At 60.7% G+C, this 22,050-nt stretch carries 22 protein-coding genes and 1 tRNA gene; 10 read left to right on the forward strand and 13 right to left on the reverse strand.

The features are described 5' to 3' along the window. Positions 1-124: 124 nt before the first annotated feature. The 4 genes from ACR65T_RS17165 to ACR65T_RS17180 all read right to left on the reverse strand — a co-directional run bounded on the left by ACR65T_RS17165 (position 125) and on the right by ACR65T_RS17180 (position 3,814). Positions 125-1,960 (reverse strand): carbamoyltransferase family protein, encoded by a 1,836-nt coding sequence (locus tag ACR65T_RS17165; RefSeq protein ID WP_434497628.1) that lies wholly within the window; start codon positions 1,958-1,960, stop codon positions 125-127. A 6-nt stretch (positions 1,961-1,966) separates the two neighbouring features. Then, positions 1,967-2,113 carry a DUF5989 family protein gene (locus tag ACR65T_RS17170; RefSeq protein ID WP_014891398.1) on the reverse strand — a complete coding sequence of 49 codons (147 nt, stop codon included), beginning with the start codon at positions 2,111-2,113 and terminating at the stop codon, positions 1,967-1,969. A 13-nt stretch (positions 2,114-2,126) separates the two neighbouring features. Then, positions 2,127-2,543, reverse strand: coding sequence for an SxtJ family membrane protein (locus ACR65T_RS17175; RefSeq protein WP_434497629.1), 417 nt, complete (start codon positions 2,541-2,543; stop codon positions 2,127-2,129). Positions 2,544-2,650: 107 nt separating this feature from the next. Next, positions 2,651-3,814, reverse strand: coding sequence for an SGNH/GDSL hydrolase family protein (locus ACR65T_RS17180; protein ID WP_434497630.1), 1,164 nt, complete (start codon positions 3,812-3,814; stop codon positions 2,651-2,653). A 161-nt stretch (positions 3,815-3,975) separates the two neighbouring features. Between ACR65T_RS17180 and ACR65T_RS17185 the strand changes: the two genes are divergently transcribed. Continuing rightward, positions 3,976-5,640 carry an adenosine deaminase family protein gene (locus tag ACR65T_RS17185; protein ID WP_434497631.1) on the forward strand — a complete coding sequence of 555 codons (1,665 nt, stop codon included), beginning with the start codon at positions 3,976-3,978 and terminating at the stop codon, positions 5,638-5,640. Here ACR65T_RS17185 and ACR65T_RS17190 read toward each other — a convergent pair. From ACR65T_RS17190 to ACR65T_RS17205, 4 genes are all read right to left on the reverse strand, one after another. After that, positions 5,637-5,786 (reverse strand): lmo0937 family membrane protein, encoded by a 150-nt coding sequence (locus ACR65T_RS17190; RefSeq protein ID WP_434497632.1) that lies wholly within the window; start codon positions 5,784-5,786, stop codon positions 5,637-5,639. The genes ACR65T_RS17185 and ACR65T_RS17190 overlap by 4 nt on opposite strands. A gap of 31 nt (positions 5,787-5,817) precedes the next feature. Further along, positions 5,818-6,150 (reverse strand): acid-activated periplasmic chaperone HdeA, encoded by a 333-nt coding sequence (gene hdeA, locus ACR65T_RS17195; protein ID WP_434497633.1) that lies wholly within the window; start codon positions 6,148-6,150, stop codon positions 5,818-5,820. Between the two features lie 102 nt (positions 6,151-6,252). Next, entirely contained in the window at positions 6,253-7,044 is a 792-nt protein-coding gene (locus ACR65T_RS17200) for a TOBE domain-containing protein (RefSeq protein WP_434497634.1), read from the reverse strand. Between the two features lie 72 nt (positions 7,045-7,116). After that, positions 7,117-7,986 (reverse strand): xanthine dehydrogenase, encoded by an 870-nt coding sequence (locus ACR65T_RS17205; protein WP_434497635.1) that lies wholly within the window; start codon positions 7,984-7,986, stop codon positions 7,117-7,119. Between ACR65T_RS17205 and ACR65T_RS17210 the strand changes: the two genes are divergently transcribed. The 4 genes from ACR65T_RS17210 (at position 7,968) to ACR65T_RS17225 (ending at position 13,214) form a co-directional block, all read left to right on the forward strand. Continuing rightward, the gene (locus ACR65T_RS17210) at positions 7,968-8,216 is read left to right on the forward strand and encodes a hypothetical protein (RefSeq protein WP_434497636.1); all 249 of its coding nucleotides are present in this window, start codon (positions 7,968-7,970) and stop codon (positions 8,214-8,216) included. The genes ACR65T_RS17205 and ACR65T_RS17210 overlap by 19 nt on opposite strands. 137 nt (positions 8,217-8,353) lie before the next feature. Then, the gene (locus ACR65T_RS17215; RefSeq protein WP_434497637.1) at positions 8,354-9,655 is read left to right on the forward strand and encodes an ABC transporter substrate-binding protein; all 1,302 of its coding nucleotides are present in this window, start codon (positions 8,354-8,356) and stop codon (positions 9,653-9,655) included. Next, on the forward strand, positions 9,652-10,950 hold the full coding sequence (locus tag ACR65T_RS17220; RefSeq protein ID WP_434497638.1) for a di-heme oxidoredictase family protein: 1,299 nt from the start codon (positions 9,652-9,654) through the stop codon (positions 10,948-10,950). Before ACR65T_RS17215 ends, ACR65T_RS17220 begins: the two co-directional genes overlap by 4 nt. Positions 10,951-10,964: 14 nt before the next feature. Further along, on the forward strand, positions 10,965-13,214 hold the full coding sequence (locus ACR65T_RS17225; RefSeq protein WP_434497639.1) for a TonB-dependent receptor plug domain-containing protein: 2,250 nt from the start codon (positions 10,965-10,967) through the stop codon (positions 13,212-13,214). 67 nt (positions 13,215-13,281) lie between these two features. Here the strand turns inward: ACR65T_RS17225 and ACR65T_RS17230 are convergent, their stop codons facing one another. Together ACR65T_RS17230 and ACR65T_RS17235 are read right to left on the reverse strand one after the other, a co-directional pair. Then, positions 13,282-14,184, reverse strand: coding sequence for a hypothetical protein (locus ACR65T_RS17230; protein ID WP_434497640.1), 903 nt, complete (start codon positions 14,182-14,184; stop codon positions 13,282-13,284). Positions 14,185-14,289: 105 nt separating this feature from the next. Continuing rightward, entirely contained in the window at positions 14,290-15,330 is a 1,041-nt protein-coding gene (locus ACR65T_RS17235; RefSeq protein ID WP_434497641.1) for a ribonuclease Z, read from the reverse strand. Positions 15,331-15,461: 131 nt separating this feature from the next. On the opposite strand from ACR65T_RS17235, the gene ACR65T_RS17240 reads away from it, so the two are divergent. From ACR65T_RS17240 to ACR65T_RS17250, 3 genes are all read left to right on the forward strand, one after another. Then, positions 15,462-16,454, forward strand: coding sequence for an aldo/keto reductase (locus ACR65T_RS17240; RefSeq protein ID WP_434497642.1), 993 nt, complete (start codon positions 15,462-15,464; stop codon positions 16,452-16,454). Positions 16,455-16,643: 189 nt separating this feature from the next. After that, positions 16,644-17,222: an HdeD family acid-resistance protein gene (locus ACR65T_RS17245; RefSeq protein WP_196393536.1), complete on the forward strand. Its 579-nt coding sequence runs from the start codon at positions 16,644-16,646 to the stop codon at positions 17,220-17,222. A gap of 278 nt (positions 17,223-17,500) precedes the next feature. Continuing rightward, on the forward strand, positions 17,501-18,142 hold the full coding sequence (locus ACR65T_RS17250; protein ID WP_434497643.1) for a hypothetical protein: 642 nt from the start codon (positions 17,501-17,503) through the stop codon (positions 18,140-18,142). A gap of 197 nt (positions 18,143-18,339) precedes the next feature. Here ACR65T_RS17250 and ACR65T_RS17255 read toward each other — a convergent pair whose 3' ends face one another. The 3 genes from ACR65T_RS17255 to ACR65T_RS17265 all read right to left on the reverse strand — a co-directional run bounded on the left by ACR65T_RS17255 (position 18,340) and on the right by ACR65T_RS17265 (position 20,588). Continuing rightward, positions 18,340-19,488, reverse strand: a complete 1,149-nt coding sequence (locus ACR65T_RS17255; protein ID WP_434497644.1) for a YaaC family protein — start codon at positions 19,486-19,488, stop codon at positions 18,340-18,342. A gap of 401 nt (positions 19,489-19,889) precedes the next feature. Next, positions 19,890-19,966 (reverse strand) — tRNA-His (locus tag ACR65T_RS17260). A 70-nt stretch (positions 19,967-20,036) separates the two neighbouring features. Then, on the reverse strand, positions 20,037-20,588 hold the full coding sequence (locus tag ACR65T_RS17265; RefSeq protein ID WP_434497645.1) for a DUF721 domain-containing protein: 552 nt from the start codon (positions 20,586-20,588) through the stop codon (positions 20,037-20,039). Positions 20,589-20,663: 75 nt separating this feature from the next. Between ACR65T_RS17265 and ACR65T_RS17270 the strand changes: the two genes are divergently transcribed. Both ACR65T_RS17270 and ACR65T_RS17275 read left to right on the forward strand, forming a co-directional pair. Then, a complete protein-coding gene (locus ACR65T_RS17270) occupies positions 20,664-21,728 on the forward strand; it encodes an A/G-specific adenine glycosylase (protein ID WP_434497646.1) in 1,065 nt (354 codons plus the stop codon). A 23-nt stretch (positions 21,729-21,751) separates the two neighbouring features. Continuing rightward, entirely contained in the window at positions 21,752-22,018 is a 267-nt protein-coding gene (locus ACR65T_RS17275; RefSeq protein ID WP_434497647.1) for an Imm74 family immunity protein, read from the forward strand. Positions 22,019-22,050: the final 32 nt, after the last annotated feature.

The following is a 22,050-nucleotide window of genomic DNA, read 5'->3' on the forward strand; positions in this document are numbered from 1 at the left end:
TTAACAGCGATCGCTCAGCGATATTTGGAAATGAGATCCTGGCGGAGAGCGAAATTCTGCGCGCGCGTTCAGAAGTCCGCCATTGAACGCTATCCGATCCGCTCATGAAAAACGCCAGGCTCGGTCAGTCCAGTTCGAACTTCTCTTTATAATCGTGCTTGAGCGATGTGTCCTGATCATCCTTGCGCAGATAGCAGTCGCCGATCACCAGCGTGTCCATCTCCGTGCCCATGAAGCAGCCGAAGGCGTCCTCCGGGGTGCAGACGATGGGTTCGCCGCGCACATTGAAGCTGGTATTGACCAGAACGGGACAGGCGGTCATTCGCTTGAATGCCGAAAGCAGCGCGTGATAGCGCGGATTCGTCTCCTGATGCACGGTCTGAATCCGCGCGGAATAGTCGACATGGGTCACGGCCGGAATGGCGCTGCGCGGAACATTGAGCTTGTCGATGCCAAACAGATTCTGCTGCTCGGTCGTCATTGCATGACGATGTCTTGCGGCGACGTCGGCGACGAGCAGCATGTACGGGGAATCGCCTTCGAGTTCGAACCAGTCGGCGACATCCTCACGCAACACCGATGGCGCGAAGGGCCGAAACGACTCGCGATATTTGATTTTGAGATTGAGCGTTTTCTGCATCGTGTCGGAACGTGGGTCGCCTAGAATCGACCGTCCGCCAAGCGCGCGCGGCCCGAATTCCATTCGGCCTTGAAACCAACCAACCGCTTTCTCGTCGGCGAGGTCCCGCGCCGCCGCTTCTATGAGATCGCCTTCCGCCATCGGCACGAATCTGGCGCCAACGGCGTGCAGCCGGCGCTCGATTTCGGCTTGCGGGAATGAAGGACCGAGATAGGAGCCGCGCATGGCGTCGCCGCCGCCGTTGAGGCTTCGGGAGTTTTTCTTGTAGTGATAGTAGCCGGCGAGCGCCGCGCCGAGCGCGCCGCCAGCGTCGCCCGCCGCCGGCTGAATCCAGATCTGGTCAAAGCTGCCGTCGCGCAGCAGTTTTCCATTAGCGACGCAATTCAGCGCCACGCCGCCGGCGAGACAAAGATTGCGTGCGCCGGTCTCTTTGGCGAGCGCGCGGGTGAGCCTAAGGACGATCTCCTCGGTGACCGCCTGTATCGAGGCGGCGATGTCCATGTGCCGCTGCGTCAGGAGCTCCTCCGGCTTGCGCGCCGGGCCGCCGAAAAGTTCGTCGAACTTGGCGTTGGTCATCCGCAAGCCGGTGCAATAGTCGAAATACGACTGATCGAGCCGGAAGGTGCCATCCGGCTTGAGGTCGATCAGGCGGTTCAGGATCAAGTCGGCGTATTTCGGCTCGCCATAGGGGGCAAGGCCCATCAGCTTGTATTCGCCGGAGTTCACCTTGAACCCGGTGTAATAGGTGAAAGCCGAATACAGCAGGCCGAGCGAATGCGGGAAGCGCAATTCGCGCTGCATGGTCAGTTGATTGTCACTGCCGAAAGCGACCGACGTCGTCGCCCACTCGCCGACTCCATCCATCGTCAGAACGATCGCGTCCTTGAACGGAGAGGGGTAGAAGGCGCTGGCGGCGTGGCTGAAGTGATGCTCGGCGAACAGCAGCCGTTTCGCCCAGTCGACATCCGCCGAATAGGCCTTCATCTCTTTCAACAGCAGCGACTTTTGAAAGAGCTTTTCGCGCAGCCAGAGCGGCAGCGACATTTTGAACGACTGGAATCCGCGTGGCGCAAAGGCGATATAGGTTTCCAGCAGCCGCTCGAATTTGATGAACGGCTTGTCGTAGAAGGCGACGAAATCTATGTCTTGAGGCGTGGCGCCGGCCGCTTCAAGACAGTAGTCGATCGCGTGACGCGGAAAGCGCGAGTCGTGCTTTTTGCGCGAGAATCGCTCTTCCTGAGCGGCGGCGATAATTTCGCCATCCTCCACCACGGCGGCTGCGCTGTCGTGGTAGAAGGCGGAGATGCCAAGTATCCGCATCGCGCTTTAAAACAGCGTATAGATGAACGGAGCGACCGCGGTGCCCTGCAGAACGATCAGCGCGCCGATCAGCAGCATGATGACCAGAACCGGCGCCATCCAGTATTTCTTGCTGGTCTTGAGATAATCCCAAAGTTCGAGCAGGAAGCTCATTTTATCTCTCTCCTCAGAACTGCTTGCTCATGTCGCTCGTCCCTTCGGGCGTATTGCGCATGGTCCAGTAGGACGTCGCGTTCTTATCGAACGAAAGTTTGAGCGGATCGGCGCGGCGCAGTCGGAAAATCACCGCGATCGGGAGGATCACTCCAAAGAACAGGACGCCCATGATGATCGGGTTGGTGATTTTGTGCAGCGCCAAGCCCAGTTGGTGCCACAGTCGGTTCAGCGGCCGCAGTTTGGCGGGCGCGATGAACGCCGCGGCGGCGAAACCAAGCGCAGCAGCGAGCCCCCAGAAATGAGGCGCCTCGCCGCGCCGAAGCGGCAGCATGCTGATGACCGTGATCGCCGCGGCGATCACCAGACCGAACGATCGATCGGACCCCATGGCGGCGGAACGGTCTCTCGAATAGTCCTCATGCGACATTCAGACGAGACCCCCCAAGTCGCCTCAACAACAAATTATCTGCAAGGCTGGCGAACCGCAAATTTTCGTATCCTTCCCATGGCCGCATGGCTTCGCTGCCCGCGCCCTCATTCGTAATTCTTAATGAGACCTTGCGCCAGGAGCGCGTTGCCCTTCGCGTTGAAGTGAAAGTCTCCCCAGAAATACAACGATCTAATGAAATCAGGGTCTTGCGCTTTATAGGCGAAAAAATCGGGAAAGTGATCGAAAAACTTTCTGCATTTGCCGGCGCACCAGTCGCGCCAGATGCGCGCTTGTCGCGAATTTTCAACGTCGTAAAGCAGCTGCTGCGGCCATGGATAGACCCCAATTGACAGCGCGATCCCGCGCGACGACAGGAGTTCGTAGAGGCGATCCAATTGCTTCTTCGCCTTGTCGATAGACGCTTCGATCCCTAACGGGCCGTAGCAGCTTGAATTCTCGCTATATGTCCAGCTCGCACGCGTGTAATCGGGGCTGTAGACGACGCCCGATTTTGAAAGCTCCTCGAAGGTCGCTCGCCCGAGCGCTCTCCCCAACTCCGCTGAGTAGCGCATCTGGCCATAGAACTCCGCCATATAAGAGACTTTCTCCCACCACCTCTTTGGTGGTTGTGGCAGCGGCGGCCGCGGGACAGGGGAACAAACGTTTGCAGTGGGCTGAAACACGCCCATCTGCAATACGCCATTTTGATCATACGAATAGAAAACGCCTTCGTCCTGTATGTCGGAGATATCAATGTAAACCACAGCCTCGTCGAACTTGAGGCCGGCGTCGAGGAGATATTTGAGTTTCTCGTAATAGACGGACGGCGCGTAGCTCGAGACTCCCGCATTCAACACATCGAGTGCGGGAAAAGCCTGCGCGAAAAGGCCGACGAAAGACTGTTCATAGGGGACGCCGGGACTCTCAGTGAAGGAATCGCCGATAAAGATGACGCGCTTGCGGTCCACCGTCATCGGCACGCTGCGTACGGCGGCGTCTCTAAAGCCCAGCGAATTGGTGAAAATGGGAACTATATTGGAGCCCCAGGCGTCGAAGCCGTTAAAATTGGGCTTCAGGCCATGGGTGTAATGCGGATCGCGAACCCTCAACTCGTTTTTCACCGGCGCCAGAAACGGATTGCCGCCCCTATAGACGAGATGAAGAACAATCTCCGCAACGACGACGAGACCGACGAGCAGGCCAAAGTTGATGAAAAGAATGCGAAACAGCTTGTAAGCTGAGTTTTTGCGCGACCACGACATCGACATTGGCCAAATTTGGCTTCCCCAGGATTGTGAGCATCACTCTTGTCATGGATCGACTGAAATGAGCAAGCTTCCTTTGCAAAAAAGTGTTTTGCGGCATCGAACGCCGGAAGGCCTTTGCGGTGCGCTAAGAAGCCGCAGTCGATCGCGTCTCGGAGCTGCTCATGACCCCGCGTCTCAGTCGTTCGCTTGCTGAAATCCTGCCGGGCTCGGCGTCGTTGCGGATGTTCTGCGCGGCCCTGGCCGTCGCATGGAGCGGCTGCGCAGTCCATGCGCGCGATGTTTTAAGCGCCGCCGCCGTGCGCGACACGTCTGCGGCGCTGGAAGGCCTGCGCGGCAATGGCGCCGCTCTACGCAGCTTCCTTGTCGAAATGCCGAAAGGCGCCGATTTGCACAATCACCTTGCGGGCGCGGTCTATGCGGAGAGCGCTTTGGCTTGGGCGCGGGCCGAGGGGTGGTGTTTCGACGTCAAGAGCAAGGCCGCGCTGCCGCCGCCTTGCGACGCCGTGTCGAAGCCGACTCTCGCGGAAGCGCTGCGCTCGACGCAGGCCTATCGAGACGCGATCAACGCCTGGTCGATGCGCGACGTCATCACCGCGCGCGTGAGCGGTCATGATCAGTTCTTCGACAGCTTCTTTCGGTTCTCAGACGTGACGGGAAACAATATCGGCGCCGCCCTCGCCGAGGTCGTCGAGCGCGCCGCCGCGCAGAACGTCTTGTATCTCGAATTGATGATCGGTCCGCTGATGGGCGAGGCGCGCGATCTTGGCGAGCAGATCGGCTGGAAGGACGATCCCGACGCAATGCTTGCGGCGCTCGACGGCAAAGGTCTCGGCGACCTCGTCCAGCGCGCGGCGGAGAGCGTCGTCGCCGTCGTCACAGACAAGGACCGGCGGCTCGCCTGCAGTGACGCGGTTCATCGTCGGCCCGGATGCGACGTCACGGTACGGTTTCTCGCCCAGGTCTATCGCAATGTCGACCACGCGAAATTGTTCGCGCAGACGACGCTTGCCGCTCGTCTCGCCTCACGCGACGGGCCGGTTGTCGGATTGAACCTCGTCGCGGCGGAGGACGATGAAATCACGCTGGGAAATTATAGCGAACAGATGCGGATCGTCGGCGACATCGGGCGCCGACACCCGAAGGCGCGGATCAGTCTCCATGCCGGGGAGCTGACATTGGGGCTCGTTCCTCCCAAGGACCTGACCTTCCATGTCCGCGAGGCGGTCGAGGTCGCCGGCGCAAGGCGCATCGGCCATGGCGTCGACATCGGTTTCGAGCGCGACGCCAAAGGGCTGATGGCGCGAATGGCGCGCGATGGAATAATGGTCGAGATCAATCTCACGTCCAATGCGCAAATTCTCGGCGTCGAAGGCGCGGACCATCCATTCCCGCTCTATCGCAACGCGGGCGTGCCGACGGCGTTGTCGACCGACGACGAGGGCGTATCGCGAATCGATCTCACGCACGAATATCAGCGCGCCGCGCGCGTCTACCAGCTTTCCTACCGCGACTTGAAACAGCTCTCTCGAAACAGCCTGACGTACGCCTTTCTTCCCGGCGAGAGCCTGTGGCGCGATCCTGCGGCCGCGCGCCCCGTTTCGGCTTGCCTCAACGCTCAGCTTGGCGGGACTTCGCCTTCCGCCGAGTGTCGTCGTTTCTTGGCCGGTTCCGAAAAAGCCAGACGGCAATGGGAACTCGAGACGCGCTTCGCGCGCTTCGAGTCGAAATGGAGTATGCGCGAGGGAAAACCAGCGAACAGCGTTGCGCTCGCTTCCCCGCCTTGGTCGTCGGCCAAACGTGAGCGTTCCTCGCGCGGCGTTCGCTAAAGAAGGCTGCGGCCCTGAATGACGCGCAGAATGATCACAATGACAGCGATGACAAGCAGGATGTGGATGAAACCGCCGAGCGTATAGGAGGAGACCAGGCCGAGCAGCCACAGAATGACGAGGATGACCGCGATCGTTTCAAGCATTGTTCAGCCTTCCATTTGGCCAGCAAGGGGGTCACAACTTTTTGCCAAGCGACTTTGCGTCGGTCTCGACCTTTTTCCAAGCGCCCTTGAGTTTGCTCCAGAAGGACTCTTGCGGCGCCTTCTTGCAATCGTCGATGACCATGGGAATGACCTTTTCCGTGCCTTCGATATCGACGTCCGTTGCGAGCGGCTTGCCTTTCTTGCTCTGCGCAGAGGACCAGTAGATCACCTTCGGCTGAAATTGGTCGTCGACCGCTAGGAAATCCTCGCATGTCCATTTGGACGTCGGCTTCTTCGTATCGGCGAGCCCGTTCGTCGCGTAAAAAGACAATGCGGCCGCGGCAACAAAATAAACTGGCTTCATAGGATGCTCCTTCGAGTCCACGCCTTCTGCGAAAAGCGCCGCAGCGAGACTATTGCGGAATTGAGCCGGCATCCAGTCGGAGTTCGCGCCGTCGCCGACCGGCTATTCCACCGCCAAAATGACGTCCGCAGCATCGAAGGTGGCCAGGGCGGCGTCGCCTTCCTTCAGTCCCATGTCTTCAACATGGTGGCGCGGCGTCACCGCGGTCATGGTCTTGCCGAATCCGACGTCGAGCAGGATTTCGCTATTGCGTTCGGCGTCGACCCGCTGCGTGACCACGCCGCGGAAGCAATTGCGCTGCATCGGCGTCGCGTCGCCGGCGGGCGCCAGATTGACGAAGGACGCCTTGATCAGCGCCAGCGCCTTGCGGCCGCGAGAAAGGCCCAGTCGCTCGGCTGATTCATTGGTGACGATCGCCAGGATCGTATCCTTTTCCGACACGCGCAGCGTCACTTCGACGTCGACCGGCCACTTCTTGACCTGAGTCACTTCAGCGCGAAAAACATTGCGCGCGGAAATTGTCATGCCCGTGGTCCACAGCAGAAAATCCTCGGCTCCCGCGAGACCCTCTTCGGCGATCGTCTCGGAGATGCGCGCAAGTTTCTCTTCGAGACGGTGGAAGGTGGCGATCAGCCGGCGTCCCTCCTCGGTCACCTCGGCGCCGCCGCCGCTGCGACCTCCAGCCTTGGTGATGAAGGCGGGCGTCGGCAAAAGATTGTTGATCGCGTTCACCGCGTCCCATGCGGCCTTGTAGCTGAAGCCGACGGCCTTGGCGGCCTTGGTGATGCTGCCGTGGGCCGCGACGGCCTCTAACAGCTTAACGCGGTCGCGGCCGACAAGGAGTCGGCCCTCGCTCCGCAGCGCCAGTGAAGCATCGATCTTGCCTTCGGCCATGTCAGCGCCCCGCCTCATCGCCCCGATACAGGGCAAGACGGCCGGAAGCAACTGCAGCTCAGGATGTTTGGGTCAGTGAAGCGTTACCTTAGCGCTGAGCGGGCTCCGTCCCCGCGCCGGCGCGGAGGCGATCGCCCTGACCACCGCCTCGGCAATGGCGCGGCCGCGTTCGTCGGTTCCGGTCCAGTTCGAGGCGCGTCCGCGCGGATCGATTTCCACGAGCTTGACGCCCAGCGCCGCATGCGCCCCGTCGCGCGCGATCCCGCGCAGGAAGCCGTCCATCGGCGCCTGGATGGGAAGGCCGTCGAGTCGACCGAGCAGATAATCCCTGAAAACCCGAGCCCCTATGTCGAGCGGCGTCCGCCAGACGCCGTCGCGCGCCGCATAGATGAAGCGCTCCTTGCCGACGCCGCCGAGAATGCGAGCGACGCCGTCTGAAGGCAGCGTGGCGCCGTTTTCGAGCAATTCGCCCGTATGCGCCGGATGAGTCTCGATCGCCACGTCGCAGTTCCAGCCCGCCGTGAAGTTTGGACCCATCCCGATCACGAGTCCTGCGATCCCGCGCAGATCCGGCGTGACGCGGTGCTTTTGCATGCGGGCGTCGATCAGAACGTCGGGGGCGCGCAGAGTGATGAGGTCCGTCAAGGGCAGAGGCGAAACGGCGACGCGTCCCGGCCGGGACAAGACGTCGACCACATCCAGCGTCGTTTGCGTCAGGTCGGCGACGACGCCGTCGACTTCGGCGCGATCTCCATAAAGCGCGTCGTGAAAGGCCATTCCCCGGCGGATGACCGGCGGGTGTGCGTCATGGCTGAGAACCACGCGGCGCCGCTCCCATGTCAATCGCGCCGCGACCGCGGAGGCGATCTCGTTGGTGCCGAGGATGATGACGAAATGCTCACTGCAGTCGGAGAGGAATTCTTGTGCTGAAAAGCCTGGCATGGGGCGCCCTCCGGCGCTTTTTCAGCAAATCACGCGCCAAGTCGCACGCCTTGTTTTGCAGGGAATCCGGTGGCGGCCGGGCGACGGGAGAATCCTCGTTTCGCGCATCTTGTATTGAAATCGACAAAAACGGAAAAAAGCCGCCAACACGCGCGCAGCGCTGGGCTGGCTCAGTTTATCATATTGAAAAACATCACTATTTTATCAAGAAGCGATATGTTGTCAGATAATATATCAATTACCGATTGGCCTATGGAGTTTGCACATATACTGATCATACGCTGCTTAAAGTTCGGATGTTGACTTTTATACCGCTCGTTTGTAGTCAATCAATATGTAAGCTAACTACATAACGGTTCTCGATCACATGATCCGCGCTGTCGCCGTCGCTGCATTCGCAAGCCTTTTCAGCATTCTTGGCGCTGCGCAGTCCAGCGCGTCGGACAATGAGGCGATCGTCGTCGTCACAAGCTTTCCCGAAGAACTGACGACCCGTTACGAGCGGGAGTTCGAGCGCAGCCACCCGCAAAGTCACGTTCGATTCATCTGGAAGCAGTCCCGCGACGCGCTTGCCGAACTCGCCAAGCCCGAACAGGGCGGCGCGGACGTCTATTGGGCTCCGGCGCCGGCGAATTTCGCGCGTCTTCGCGACCGGGGCGCCTTTCGCAAGATAACGGTCGACCGCGCTGCGCTTCCCGGCCGGCTCGGCCAGCAGCAATTGTCCGATCCCGCTGGCTTCTACGAAGCCTATGACGTCGCCGGCTATGGGATCGTCGCGAACTCAAGCGCGCTGGCGGCGGCCAGCCTTTCTGCGCCGCGACGCTGGCGCGACCTCGCGTCGCCCGAATATGCGCGCCGGCTCGCCATGCCGATTGCTTCAAAGGTCGGCTTCTCGCCTGCGCTCTATGACATCCTCTTGCAAAGCGAAGGTTGGGACGCTGGTTGGCGTCTCCTCAGCGAGATGGCCGGCGAGGCGACGCTGCTCGATTCCGGATTCGCGCCGACGGCCTCTGTGCGGGAAGGCAAAGCGGCGCTCGCGCTGACGATCGATTTTTTCGCCGAGATCGCCAAAGCCAATGGCGCGGCGGTCGAGATGATCTATCCCGAGCGTACGGCGTTCCTGCCCGCCCATGTCGCGATGACCGCCGCCTCCAAGCATGTCGCCGGCGCGCAGGCCTTCATCGACTTCCTGCTGTCGACGGACGGCCAGCGACTGATGATGGAGCGGGACAGCCGCCGGCATCCAGCGCGACCCGACGCCTATCCGAGCGCGTCGCAGGGCTTTGCGAATCCCTTTGCGCTGCCGGCGTCAACGCTCCTCGACTATGATTCTGAGATCGGCCGCCGCCGGCCGCCGCTGATCGCACTGCTCTTCGATCTCGCGATCGTCGAAGACCATGCCGAGAGCGCCGAACTATGGCGCAAGATTCACGACGCCGAGAAAAAATTCGCCGGCAATGCGAAAGCCACGGCGGCGCTCGGCGAAGCGAAGCGACTCGCCGGCTTCATTCCGGTTTCCGAAAGCGACGCGGGCGCAACCGCCTTCCTTGAGCGCTTCCCACGTCGCGACGCCATCGATCCGCAGCAAATCGCACAATGGCGCGAGGAGATCGGCGCGGCGCGACGACAGGCGCGTGAGCTCCTCAAAAGTTTGGAGCCGGCGCCATGAAACGCTTCGGCGTCCTTCTATGCGCAGTGCTGCTCGCGGGCGCCGCGCGATACGAGACGAACGGCCCTGCGAGCGAAGCCTTTACCCAGTCGATTGAAGGACTGGACGCCGAACATGCCGCGAGCTTTCGCAAGGGGAGCGGCATTTTCCGCCAAGCCTGGGTCATCGGGCCTTCGCAGGACCATCCCGACTTTATCGGTCTAGGTCCGCTCTATAATCGACTTTCCTGCATCGCCTGCCACGTCAAGAATGGTCGCGGCGCCGCGCCTGACCGCGAAAACGGCGTCGCGCGCACGATGGCGGCAAGGCTGAGCGTCGAGGGAAAGGACGCGCATGGCGGACCGCGCGTTCATCCTGAATACGGCGCTCAGCTCAATCCCGAAGGCGTTCCCGGCGTCGCTGGCGAAGGCCAAGCCGTCGTCGAATACGCCGAATTCGATGTGGCGCTCTCTGATGGCGCGACAGTAAGGCTTCGTCGGCCGACGCTCTCCTTCCGCAATCTTGCTTACGGTCCGCTCGGGCCCGAGACGAAGACGTCGCTGCGCAATGCGCCGCCGGTTTTCGGACTGGGTCTGCTCGAGGCGGTCACGGAGAGCGAAATTCTCGCCGGCGCGGGCAGACCGAATTTCGTCTTCAACGTTGAGACCGGCCAGAGAACGCTCGGCCGCTTCGGACTCAAAGCCAATCAGCCCAATCTCAAGCAGCAGATCGCCAACGCCTTCGTCGAAGACATCGGCGTCACCTCGTCGCTGTTTCCTGTCGAGAACTGCCCTCCGTCTCAAAGCGAATGCCGTCGCGGCGGACTGAACGCGGAATTGACCGACGCTCAACTCGACGCAGTCGTTACCTACATCCGCGCGCTTGCGCCGCCGGTCAGGCGCAATCTTGAAGACCCGCGCGTCAAGGACGGCGAAGGTCTGTTCCATGAGATCGGCTGTTCGAACTGCCATCGCGATGCGCTGCATGTTGCGGACTTCTCGCTGCAGCCCGCGCTCAACGGCGTCGAGATTCATCCCTACACCGACCTTCTGCTGCACGACATGGGCGACGGGCTCGCCGACGGGCGCGACGACTTCGAGGCTGGTCCAAGGGACTGGCGCACGCCGCCGCTCTGGGGACTGGGCCTCGCCGGCAAAGGCGGAGACGGCGCCGATTTTCTGCACGACGGCAGGGCGCGCACGCTCACAGAGGCGATCCTCTGGCACGGCGGCGAAGCGCAATCATCCGCCGACGCCTTCCGCAATCTACCCGAACCCCAGCGCGACGCGCTGCTCGCTTTCCTCAATTCTCTCTGACGTTCACGGGGGCAATGATGACCAGACTGCTGACGACGACGGCGATTTCAGGCGGCGTTCTTCTCGCGCTATCAGCGCCCGTCAGCGCGCAGACGCCGCTGCCGCCGATCGAGGTGCGCTCGCCGAAGGCTTTCGAACTCGGACAAATCAAGGTCGGCGAACGCCGCCTGGGGCTTCCGACCAAGGTCGCCGCGCCCGCAGGCGCGGGTGGCGTTGGCGCCGGAGCGGGCGCGCCGCCTCCCACATGGTCTCCTTCGGAAAAAATCGACAATGGCCCCACGCCCCAGCAGCATACCGACGCCTTCGGCGGCTATACGATCACCAACCGACAGATGGAGACCTTCGCGCGGCCGACGCTCGACAGCGCCGTCAATATCGCACCCGGCGTTGACAGTCAGATCGCCTCCGGCGCTGGCGGCGGCGGCGCCCGCAACGAGCCAAACATTTACGTGCGCGGTTTCGATCGCTGGCAGGTTCCGCTCACCGTCGACGGGGTTCGCGTTTATCTGCCGGTCGACAACAGACTCGATTTCGCGCGTTTCCTGACCGCCGACATCGCCGAAGTGCAGATCGCCAAGGGCTATGTCTCGGTGCTTGATGGTCCGGGCGGCATGGGCGGCCAGATCAATCTGGTGACGCGCAGGCCGACTCGCGAGATCGAAGCCGAATGGCGCACGCGATTCGAGTTTGGTCGCGACGGCACATTCCTGGGACCGATGACCTACGGCTTCGCAGGCACGAAACACGATCTTTGGTACGCGCAGCTCAGCGGCACTTTCCAGAACTACGACGGCTGGATGCTACCGGCGAGCTATCGCTCGACGCTCGCTCAGGGGCCAGGCATGCGCGGCCAATCCGCTACGCAAGACTATAACGTCAACGCGCGTGTGGCGGTGACGCCCAACGCCACCGACGAATATTCGTTGAGCTTCACCCGTCAGGAGGGTCAAAAGGGATCGCCGCTCCATACGACCGATCCGCTGACCGGATCGGGCAGTCAAAAATTCTGGCGATGGCCCTATTGGCGCCTTCAGAACCTCTATTTTCTGTCGAGAACTCAGCTCAATGACGCCGCCTATGTCAAGACACGCGGCTATTGGAGCAAATACGATAATTCGCTCGTCAGCTATGATGATCCTTCCTTCATCAATCAGTCTCTGCCGAAATCCTTTAATAGCGCATACGCTGATTATGCGCTCGGCGCAGAGGTCGAGGCCGGCACGCAGATCGGCGACATCGACACGCTGAAAGCGCTGTTCTTCTATCGTATGGATAATCATTCCGAGTGGCAGGAGAATTTCGGACAGAATATTCGTGGAACGCGCACGGGCTGCGTGGCCGGCGTGCCGTGCTACACTCAGCCGATCATTGGGGACATAGAGGACACTTATTCGGCGGCCGTCGAAAATACGTTCCATCCGCGACCGGACATCGATATTGTTGGAGGCTTCAGCTACGATTGGCGCCATCTGCGCCAGGCGCAAGGCTTCGCCGTTCCGCAGGGCGTCATCAATTATCAGCCCACTGACGTGCAGGCGCCGAACTATCAGGGCGCGGCCATCTGGCGCTACAATGATACGGACCGCGTCTACTTCAACGGTTCGAGCCGAACCCGCTATCCGACGCTGTTCGAGCGTTTCAGCACGCGCTTTGGCGGCGCGACGTCCAATCCGGCGCTCAAGCCGGAGCGCGCCACCAATTTTGATCTCGGCTGGTCAAGCCTCTTTGCGCCCGGCAGCCGGGTGTCGATCGACGTCTTCTACAGCCTCGTCGACAAACTCATCCAAAGCGTGCCGGCGCCGCAATTCGGCGCCAATGTTACGCAGTCGCAGAATGTCGGCAGCGGCAGATTCTATGGCGCGGAAATCTCGGCCGATTATTTCGTGCGTGAGGATTTTTCGCTCGGCGGCAATGTCACCTTCATTCGGCGCCGCGTCTATTCGCCGTCGATCCTCAATTTTCAGCCGACGGGGGTGCCCGACTTTAAGATGTTCCTTTACGCCGGTTACCGCCCCATTCCCCAGCTGACCCTGACGCCAAGCCTGGAAGTCGCCGGCGCGCGGTGGACGACCATTACAAATGGCAACTGGTATTATCGGACCGGCGCTTATTGTCTGACGAACTTCAACGCCGATTATACGCCGGGCGACAACATCAAATTCTCCGCCGGCGTGCGCAACGCATTCGATGACTATTATGTGCTCGCTGACGGATATCCCTCTCCTGGCCGCACATTCTATCTTGCGTCGAAAGTGAACTTCTAGACGCGCTCGCCGCTGCGACGCGCCGCAATATCGGCTGCGCTGCGCTCGCGCGGCGCCGCGCGCGCGTCTATTTCAGCTTTGCGTCCCAGGTCGGCGACTCCGGCGCGCGAAAATCAAAGTCCCAGGCAAATCTCCGGATGAGATTGTAGCCGATCAGGAAAGAAACGTCGCGGCCAAGCGCGGCGCGCAAGGCCCCGAAGTCATAGGAGATCGCATAGAGGTTGCGCAGGACGCCGCCTTCGCCGAGGTCAAGCGACTTGATCTTGTAGACCTTCAAGGAAATGCGTTTTCCGCCGACGCCGCTTGCCCGGGTTTTGGCCTTCACGGCCGTGAACAGCCGCTTGTGCTTGCGTATGAACTGCTGATCGACGGCCGAGACTTCCGCGCCCGAGTCGAACAGGCCGACCGCCGCCGTCTTGCCCAAGCGCAGGTCGATGCCGACAAGACGCCCATCGGGTCCCAGCCGCCGAAACGGCTTAGGGCGACCGCTCGCCGTCGCGTCACCGAAAAAGGTGAGTTCGCGGCGATCGATATCGAGGCTGAATCGCGCGCCTTTGAAAAAATCCAGCCCCAAAAGATCGTCAGCATCGCCAGGCGGACATCGCGTGAGTTGATATTTCGCTCGCGCGACGTTGTTTCCTTGATCGGCGACGAGTTCGACATTTTGCGCTTCGACATCGTCACAGCGCATTGTCGCGCCGGACGCCCCGGTGGAGAGACTTGCGCCCAGAACCGGCAGGTCCTCGTTCCAGGGCGCCAGCCTGAGGCGCGTGCTCGAGGCGCCAGTGTCAAGGCGCATGGTCCCCAAGACGTTGCCGATGCGGACCGGCAGGTAGATGCGCCCGCCGGCGTATTGATCTTCGTTCAAGGTCAGCGGAATGACGGAACGGCTCCTCTCGGCGCCAACGGCGGCGATTGAAAACGATAGCGCTGCAAAAAGGAAAAAAGCCGACGCTCGAATAAGCTTCATGGACCGCTTCCCGCTCCCGAACATTCAGCGCTAAGCGCTTCCCGATCACATGGAATCATGTGATCGATAAGGAATCGCTCAAAATAAAAACGTTAGGGCAGGTTCTCATCGAAAAAGTCTGTCAACTTTTTCGGAACCTGCTCTAAGAAACGCGTCTTGAGCTTCCCGCGCAAGCTCCGCGCCCTCGCCCTTGTAGCGAGGCGAGTAATGGAAGGTCACGAGCCGGTTCACGCCGGCGCGGCGCGCGATCGTTCCTGCCTGACGCGCCGTCAGATGTCGCCGCTTGGACGCGGCGGCCGAGTCGCGCTCCGCAAATCCTCCTTCGATAAAGAGCGTGTCCGCGCCTTCAGCGAGCTTTACGATTCGTTCGATGTTGCATTCGGTATAGGCGCAATCGACGACATAGGCGATCTTGCGGCCCGAGGAGATCTTCATGATCTCCTTCTTGAGCATTCCGAAGGGCAGGGCGTCGGGTTTCTTGTCTTTCGCGTCAGCCCAGGCGACCTTGATGAGGTCCGCGTCATCGGCGCCGCCAAGCGTCGCCTCTTTGAACGCCCGCAGCCATGGGCCCACGGCGAGCCCCAATGCGTCCAGCTTGTTACGCCAAATGTTGATATGCGCGCGCTCCTCGAGCGCGAACGCCAGCACCGGAAGGCCATGATCGAGCGTCGTGGCGCGAACCTGTATTCCGGACTCTTTCAGCAGCAGCCCCTCGCTCGATTGGCGCTTCTCTTCGTCGCGACGCGCAAATTGCGTTCGACCTGAAAATGAAGCGGAAGCAGCGCGCCCGGAGTCGTCCATTTCGGTCACCCGGAATGTCAGATTGCCCTCATAGCCGCCGATGAGGTTCCAGGAATAGGCTTTGAGCTTATGCTCCACCGCATCGATGACGCCCGGCGGTCCGTAAACGCCGAGCGTCATTTCCCGTCCGAGCAGACGCCGCAGCAGCTGATCGAAGCCCGCGAAGTGATCCATATGCAGATGCGTGACGAAGACATCGCTGATTCGCAGCATCTTACGGGGCGAAAGCCGTCCAAGATCGCCAAGATCGAACAGCAGCGCCCGCTTTTCGAAAACGAGATCGACGTAAAGACCCGGATCGTCGAAAGGGTCGTTGATCAGAGCGGGGTCGAAATGGCGCGGCACGTCTCTCTTGCTCTCATTGGCGCCTCAGCGACAGCTCATGCGGGCTGGCGCGCAACGCCGTCCGGTGGAATATAATTGCGCTTCGCGATCCCTCTAGCCGCAGGCCGGAGGGCAGATCTTGAGAGTCCTCGATGATTGCTCGCCAGCTTGGCGCGAACGGCCCCGTCGTATCAGCTATCGGCCTTGGCTGCATGGGCATGTCGGCCTTCTACGGCGCGTCGGATCACGCGGAAGGCGTCGCCACCATTCACGCCGCTTTGGACGCTGGCGTCACCTTGCTCGACACCGGCGATTTCTACGGCATGGGCGATAATGAAATGCTGATCGCGGAGGCTTTGCGCAGCCGCCCGCGCGATGCGGCGATTCTCAGCGTCAAATTTGGCGCGCAGCGCGATCCGGACGGAAACTGGATTGGCTTTGATGGGCGGCCGTCCGCCGTGAAGACGGCGCTCGCTTACAGTCTGAAGCGACTTGGGGTCGATCATCTCGACATCTATCGTCCGGCGCGACTCGATCCAAACGTGCCGATCGAGGAGACGGTCGGCGCGATCGCCGACATGGTCAAGGCGGGCCATGTGCGGTTTATCGGACTCTCGGAAGTCGGGCCGGAGACGATCCGCCGCGCGGCCGCCGTGCATCCGATCGTCGATCTGCAGATCGAATATTCGCTGGTCTCGCGCGGGATCGAAGACTCGATCCTTCCGACGTGCCGCGCGCTCGGGATCGGCCTCACCGCCTATGGCGTCTTGTCGCGCGGGCTGATCAGCGGCCACTGGCAAGCCGGCGCGCAAGCAGGAAGAGGAGATTTTCGCGCGAGCATTCCGCGCTTCCAGGGCGAAAACCTGGAAAAGAATTTGGCGCTCGTCGATGAAATCAAGCGCATCGCCGACGCCAGAGGCGCAACCGTCGCGCAGGTCGCCATCGCCTGGGTGCTGTCGCGTGGCGACGACATCGTGCCGCTCATTGGCGCGCGGCGGCGTGACAGGCTCGGCGAATCGCTCGGCGCGCTCGCGTTGACGCTCGATCGCGAGGAGCTTTCCGCCCTGGAGAATCTCGCGTCTTCCGTCTCCGGAGAGCGCTACGCGAAGGCGCAAATGGCGCATCTCGATAGCGAACGGCGCTGAAGCGCGGCTCAGAGCGGGCCGAGGGCGGACGGCGACCGAGACGAGGGCGGCCAAAGTCCGCGCCATTCCTGATTCGGCGCGAACCCGAACGCCGCCATCCGTCAAATCTTTCCGTTACAATTATCGGCTTGCTATTTGCGTCTAATCGGCAAAGATTCCGCTTTCCTCATCTCACCATGGAAGCCTTAGATGCAGCGACAGTTTGACTCTTTCGTTTCAGGCGCCCCCGATGTCCTCGCCGTTCACTGGGGCTGGGTCATCGCCTTGGGAATATTGATCGGGGCGCTGGGAATCCTCGCGATCATCCGAGCCAGGATGGCGACGTTCATCGCGGTCGGCTTTCTTGGCGCGCTGCTCATCGTCAGCGCGGTGTCGGTTCTCATCTTCGCCTTTTCGGCCGCGGGCCTGTGGACAGACTTCTTCGTCCACGTCATCTGGGCGGTTCTTCTGGCGATCGTCGGAATCATGCTGCTGACGCGCCCGGCGATCAGCGCCGAAGCGATCACGCTTCTCATCGCCTTCTATTTCATTGCCGAAGGCATACTCGTCATCGGTTTTGCGCTGACCTCCCAGATCGACGGTCTGTGGATGTATCTCCTGCAGGGCGGCGTCGCGCTGCTGCTGGGCGCGCTGTTGGTGACCGGCTGGCCGTTCACCGGGCTTTGGGCGATCGGAACCTTCCTTGGCATCGATTTGCTGTTCAAAGGATGGGGAATCATCGCCCTGGGCTTTGGCCTTCGGGCGATCTCGGAAGGCGCTCTGCTGTAGTCGGAAACACCTGGATGTCATTCCCGACGCGCGAAGCGCGATCGGGAATCCAGGGGTCACGACAAACATCATGAAAGTTGCTCTGGATTCCCGGTCAGGCCTTCGGCCTGCCGGGAATGACAGCCGGATTCGAGCAGAGGCCTTCGATGGTCCGCTCAATGGACGCCGCCAGTCGAGTTGGCGAGCCACCGTCTTGGAGATACGCAATGCCTCCCCTTGACGATAGCTAAACTGCAGCCCACTAACGTCCAAATTGTTCGTGCGGTTTGGAGCGCCGAATGCCTCATACCGGCTTGTCCGTGATTGAATCGAGATGGTGGCAAGAAGGCAACGACTCGGTTCGACCTCTTTTTGAGACGCTTGCCGGGATTGTCGAGGGCAATCCGCACTCAGTTCGCTATGACATGTTCATTGAGGAGGCTTCTCTCTCTGAACTCATCAATGATGTTGCCCGCAACTCACACCTCCATTCGATATACATAGGCGCGCATGGGGATGGCAATTCGATAGGCGGCCTTGGCCAGGCGACAATTTCGCGAGCGCGACTAAGGAACATGTTCCGCAATGCAAATGCTCGCGGATCGATTGGAGGCTTGTATTTTGGGAGCTGTCTCATCGGCACCGCGCAAAATGCCGCTTTTTGGCTATCTGAGCCTCCAACCACAGGACTAAAATGGGTTGCTGGGTATACAAGAGCCGTCGATTGGGTGGATTCCTCCGCCGTGGACATGATCTTCTGGTCAAAGTATTTACACGAAAGGCGTAAAAATCGTGCGCGGCGCAGAGGAAAATGGTCAGAGCTTCAGATGGTGAAACAAGCATCATCCGAAATGAAAATACTCATGCCAACCGTTTTCAATTATATGGGGTTTAATGTATATTACTTGGACACTGGAGGAACATTAACGGCAGTGTGGTGAATAGGCGGCGCATAGTCGCGGGACCGACGCAATCCCAAGCGCTGAAGGTTGGGCGCGGCTTTCTAGATTGCTGGCCGTCCCTTACCGATTGCCAGACCGCCCCGAGAAAATTTCAAAGTTCACACGGCCAGCAGCTTTGACCCGATTGATTTGAATTCATTCCGCAAAGGGGGTGCTTGAGGGCACGACACAAGCTCTTACGCAGTTCGGTGCAAGTCGATAACGCGCACCACCATTCGGGGAAAGCTAATTAAAGTGTCGTCGAGGAAGGCTTCGATGAGCGACAATGCACGGTCGTCGGCCGTGCCATGCTCAGTGATAGATCGTGAAATCACTTGTTGCCAAATTTGGGGACGATAGCGAACAAGTGAACTTAAGAGGAAGCTTCCCAAAAATTGCAGCGAGTATTCAGGTAGCATGGCACCTGTCAATGGTAGCATAACGTGAGTGGCGCCGGCTCTAACATACCCTCCCGACAGTGGAGGGAGAATATCAGAGACTGCAACAAACCTATTCGAGCCACCTACCAGGCCATCTGCAGCCTCAATCCTGTTGTCGTCGCCATGGACTAAACTCGCGTGGGAGAGATCATCTAAATCTTTTTTTGCATTGTCAAAAATCAGAATCGAGGAGCCCCATGCGTGTGACGCTTCGACGAAACGCCATTGGTTCAGAAAAGGGTAGGCTGATCGCCAATTTTGTATGGCAGTGATTAGGCTATCGCGATCTGTATAAAGATAGGGATCATCGATGCGCAGTGTGCACCGTTCGAGGGGGTCGTCGAAGTGCAGTTGGATAGATAAGTTAGCGGCCGATGAACCGAACGTCTGCTGATACATATCTGACAGGCCCGGCATCCTCGCGAGCACTTCTTTGATCGTGACTTTTTGGGCGCAAAGCCTTTTTGAGAGGTCGAAAGCCTTTTCGAACCATCGCGGCATCATATTGTCGAAATACCAAATGCGTCCGAGCGGCGCGATAGTGTCATTGAATTCGCAGAATGTACCTGCACCCTGAAAACACAGCTCAAGATTTTCTAACTTCGCTCCTCCGGGAGTGACATCCGATAGGCCATGACTACGTGTCAACGTGCATAAGGAGGCACATTTTGTTGCGGTCACGACGGCCTGAGCAAACGCCACAACCCCATAATATAAGAGCAAAGGCTTGATCTGGATTGGCGCATCAGCAGCAGCCTCAAAAAACAATCTCCCTTGCTGAATGCATACTGAAACATCGCGTGCAACTGTAGCGCTAGGGTTACGCCCGTTTGAACGGCGGATGACTTCGCGGGCGTTCGCCGCGCTTTCTAAGAATTTTATATCGTACCAATCGCTCTTGGGCATCGAACCATCCCGGCTTCCTAATGTTGCAGGGCGGGCTGCGTTTGTCGAAGAAAGTGTATCGAATTTCGAACACGTACCTACTCGGAATCCAAGCAGCCCTAAAAATTTCGCGCCGCAGGGCCGCTGACAGACACTCAGAAATGGGCCTTTAAATTTCTAACAATGCACCGCGGAGAGGATTACAGAAATCATCAACTTCGCATTCAAAATCTAGCTCTTTGGCGCGGTCGAACTGAGCCAAGCGCACAAACGCTCCATCGCCTTGTCGTAGGAAGAAAGAAGTGGGGCTTGACAGGACGAGATCAATTAAGGTTCCTCGCCACAAGCCACAGGACAGTAGCTATTTGGTAGCTCGGTTGAGCTGCTATCAGAGTTGATTTCACTTAACTATTTTATTTTCATGGTACCGCCACCCCGGCTCGAACGGGGGACCCCCAGATCCACAATCTGGTGCTCTAACCAACTGAGCTATGGCGGCGTTTAGCGGCGCGAACCTAAAAGCAAGCGTTCGCGATTGCAAGCCTTCGCAGGGGCGCCTCGGGGCGCCGTCAAGCGTCGCCAGCCGCGCCGCCTGGGCCGGCGAGCGCGCGTTCGCCGAGCCGGATGAGCGCGTCGCGCAGGCCTTCCTCGGCGACGCCCTCGGCCGCCTCGATGGCGCGCGCGCGCGCCGCCGCGTCGGGCTTTGGCGCCCTGCCAAGGCTCGGCCGGGACGCGGTTGCGGGGGTTATGGCTTCCTGTCGCAGCGCGATCCGCGCGACGCAGCGCCAGCCGAGATGCGCATTGACCCGATCGATAATGGTCGGGGCGAGATGCTGCGCCTCAAGCCCGAAGCCCGGGTCCACCCGCAGCACGAGGGTGGCGGGGTCTCGCGGCGTCTTTTCGCGGCGCTTGCCCGGCGAAGGGTCGGCCGGCTTGGCCCGCCGCTGCGGCGGCCACTGCAGCGAGGCGGGCGCGCAGATTCGCGCGATTCGCGCCCCGACGATTTCGCGCCAGCACAACAGCAGCGAGGCTTCGCCGAAGCCGCGCGCGGCGATGAGCGGGTCGAGTTCGCGCGCAACGTAATCCGCGAGCGAGCGCGCTTTGAAGCCTTTGGCGCGCATGGGGACGCTCATTGGACTTGCGGCGACGCCGCCCTCCTTGCCGGGGCGAGGCTTCGCCCTCTATCAATCGCTCTCATGATAAAGCCTCGCGCGAGATCGACCAAACCGGGCGCGGCGCTGCTCGCCTGGTACGACGCCCATCGGCGCGAACTGCCCTGGCGCGAACTGCCCGGCGAAGCGCCGGACCCCTATCGAGTCTGGCTTTCCGAAATCATGTTGCAGCAGACGACCGTCGCGACGGTGAAGGAGCGCTATGCGGCGTTTCTGGCGCGCTGGCCGGCGATCGACGATCTGGCGCGCGCGCCGCTCGACGACGTTCTCGCGCAATGGGCGGGGCTCGGCTATTACGCCCGGGCGCGCAATCTGCACGCCTGCGCCCGTGCGGTTGTGGAAGCCTATCAGGGGCGCTTTCCGCGCGAGGAAGCGGCGCTGCGCCGGCTTCCCGGAGTCGGTCCCTATACGGCGGCGGCGATCGCGGCGATTGCTTTCGATCTGCCCTGCGTCGCCGTCGACGGCAATGTCGAGCGCGTGATCGCGCGTCTTTACGCGATCGAGACGCCGCCGCGCAAGATCGCGCCGCTGATCCGCGAGAAGGCGGCCATACTCATGAGTCCCGCGCGCCCGGGAGATTCCGTCCAGGCGCTGATGGAGCTTGGCGCGCTTGTTTGCGCGCCGCGAACGCCGGACTGTCCCGCCTGTCCGCTGTCGCCCGATTGCGCCGCGAGGCGTTTGGGCGCGCAAAGCGACTACCCGGCGCGGGAGGTCAAGCGGCCGAAGCCCAAGCGCCGCGGCGCGATCTTTATCCTGCGCCGCGGCGACGAGGCGTTGCTCCTGCGCCGGCCGCCGCGGGGGCTCTTCGGCGGCATGAACGCCTTCCCTTCGACGCCTTTGACGCAGGATATCGCCATCGCGGAATTCTCGCGTTTCGCGCCCGCGCCAGCGCGGTGGCGCGCGCTCGAAGAGCCGGTGACGCATATCTTCACGCATTTCGCGCTGGAGGCGACGGTGTTCGTCGCGCATACGCGCGGCAAAGCGGCGCCCTCGGATTGCCGCTGGGCGGCGCGCGCCAATCTGGGTAAAGAAGGATTGCCCACCCTCATGCGCAAGGCCGCCGCTCACGCCGGACTTCTCGACGCATGAGAGCTGCGGGGCTGGAGGGAGCGATGGCGCGACGCGCAGGCGGCTATCAGGTCGAGGTGACGGAGGGCGCGATTCGCGTGCGCCGCGCGGGGAAAACGCTCACCATTCCCGCCGCGCCGCCGGATGGCGAATCAGAAGAAGACGCCGATTTCATCGTGCGTCTCGACGACCTCGAACATTGGGACGCGCCCGACGATGAAACGCTGATCGGCATCGAGGAGCTGCAGAAAATCCTCGACGCGGTCGAAAAACAGCTCGAAAAGCACGGTTTGAGCGTCGATTTCGAATAGCGCGGGCAAGGCTCGGACAGGCAAGGCTTGGA

Origin of the sequence: Methylocystis sp., from assembly GCF_051061285.1 — a bacterium.
Lineage (GTDB): Bacteria > Pseudomonadota > Alphaproteobacteria > Rhizobiales > Beijerinckiaceae > Methylocystis.

Excerpts from the sequence above, each read along its gene's own strand:
- ACR65T_RS17230 (WP_434497640.1), bottom strand. The coding sequence starts at position 14,184 with ATGAAGCTTATTCGAGCGTCGGCTTTTTTCCTTTTTGCAGCGCTATCG.
- ACR65T_RS17225 (WP_434497639.1), top strand. The coding sequence starts at position 10,965 with ATGATGACCAGACTGCTGACGACGACGGCGATTTCAGGCGGCGTTCTT.
- ACR65T_RS17190 (WP_434497632.1), bottom strand. The coding sequence starts at position 5,786 with ATGCTTGAAACGATCGCGGTCATCCTCGTCATTCTGTGGCTGCTCGGC.
- hdeA (WP_434497633.1), bottom strand. The coding sequence starts at position 6,150 with ATGAAGCCAGTTTATTTTGTTGCCGCGGCCGCATTGTCTTTTTACGCG.
- ACR65T_RS17265 (WP_434497645.1), bottom strand. The coding sequence starts at position 20,588 with ATGCGCGCCAAAGGCTTCAAAGCGCGCTCGCTCGCGGATTACGTTGCG.
- ACR65T_RS17175 (WP_434497629.1), bottom strand. The coding sequence starts at position 2,543 with ATGTCGCATGAGGACTATTCGAGAGACCGTTCCGCCGCCATGGGGTCC.
- ACR65T_RS17200 (WP_434497634.1), bottom strand. The coding sequence starts at position 7,044 with ATGGCCGAAGGCAAGATCGATGCTTCACTGGCGCTGCGGAGCGAGGGC.
- ACR65T_RS17245 (WP_196393536.1), top strand. The coding sequence starts at position 16,644 with ATGCAGCGACAGTTTGACTCTTTCGTTTCAGGCGCCCCCGATGTCCTC.
- ACR65T_RS17180 (WP_434497630.1), bottom strand. The coding sequence starts at position 3,814 with ATGTCGATGTCGTGGTCGCGCAAAAACTCAGCTTACAAGCTGTTTCGC.
- ACR65T_RS17215 (WP_434497637.1), top strand. The coding sequence starts at position 8,354 with ATGATCCGCGCTGTCGCCGTCGCTGCATTCGCAAGCCTTTTCAGCATT.
- ACR65T_RS17250 (WP_434497643.1), top strand. The coding sequence starts at position 17,501 with ATGCCTCATACCGGCTTGTCCGTGATTGAATCGAGATGGTGGCAAGAA.
- ACR65T_RS17220 (WP_434497638.1), top strand. The coding sequence starts at position 9,652 with ATGAAACGCTTCGGCGTCCTTCTATGCGCAGTGCTGCTCGCGGGCGCC.
- ACR65T_RS17205 (WP_434497635.1), bottom strand. The coding sequence starts at position 7,986 with ATGCCAGGCTTTTCAGCACAAGAATTCCTCTCCGACTGCAGTGAGCAT.
- ACR65T_RS17255 (WP_434497644.1), bottom strand. The coding sequence starts at position 19,488 with ATGCCCAAGAGCGATTGGTACGATATAAAATTCTTAGAAAGCGCGGCG.
- ACR65T_RS17240 (WP_434497642.1), top strand. The coding sequence starts at position 15,462 with ATGATTGCTCGCCAGCTTGGCGCGAACGGCCCCGTCGTATCAGCTATC.
- ACR65T_RS17270 (WP_434497646.1), top strand. The coding sequence starts at position 20,664 with ATGATAAAGCCTCGCGCGAGATCGACCAAACCGGGCGCGGCGCTGCTC.
- ACR65T_RS17165 (WP_434497628.1), bottom strand. The coding sequence starts at position 1,960 with ATGCGGATACTTGGCATCTCCGCCTTCTACCACGACAGCGCAGCCGCC.
- ACR65T_RS17275 (WP_434497647.1), top strand. The coding sequence starts at position 21,752 with ATGGCGCGACGCGCAGGCGGCTATCAGGTCGAGGTGACGGAGGGCGCG.
- ACR65T_RS17185 (WP_434497631.1), top strand. The coding sequence starts at position 3,976 with ATGACCCCGCGTCTCAGTCGTTCGCTTGCTGAAATCCTGCCGGGCTCG.
- ACR65T_RS17170 (WP_014891398.1), bottom strand. The coding sequence starts at position 2,113 with ATGAGCTTCCTGCTCGAACTTTGGGATTATCTCAAGACCAGCAAGAAA.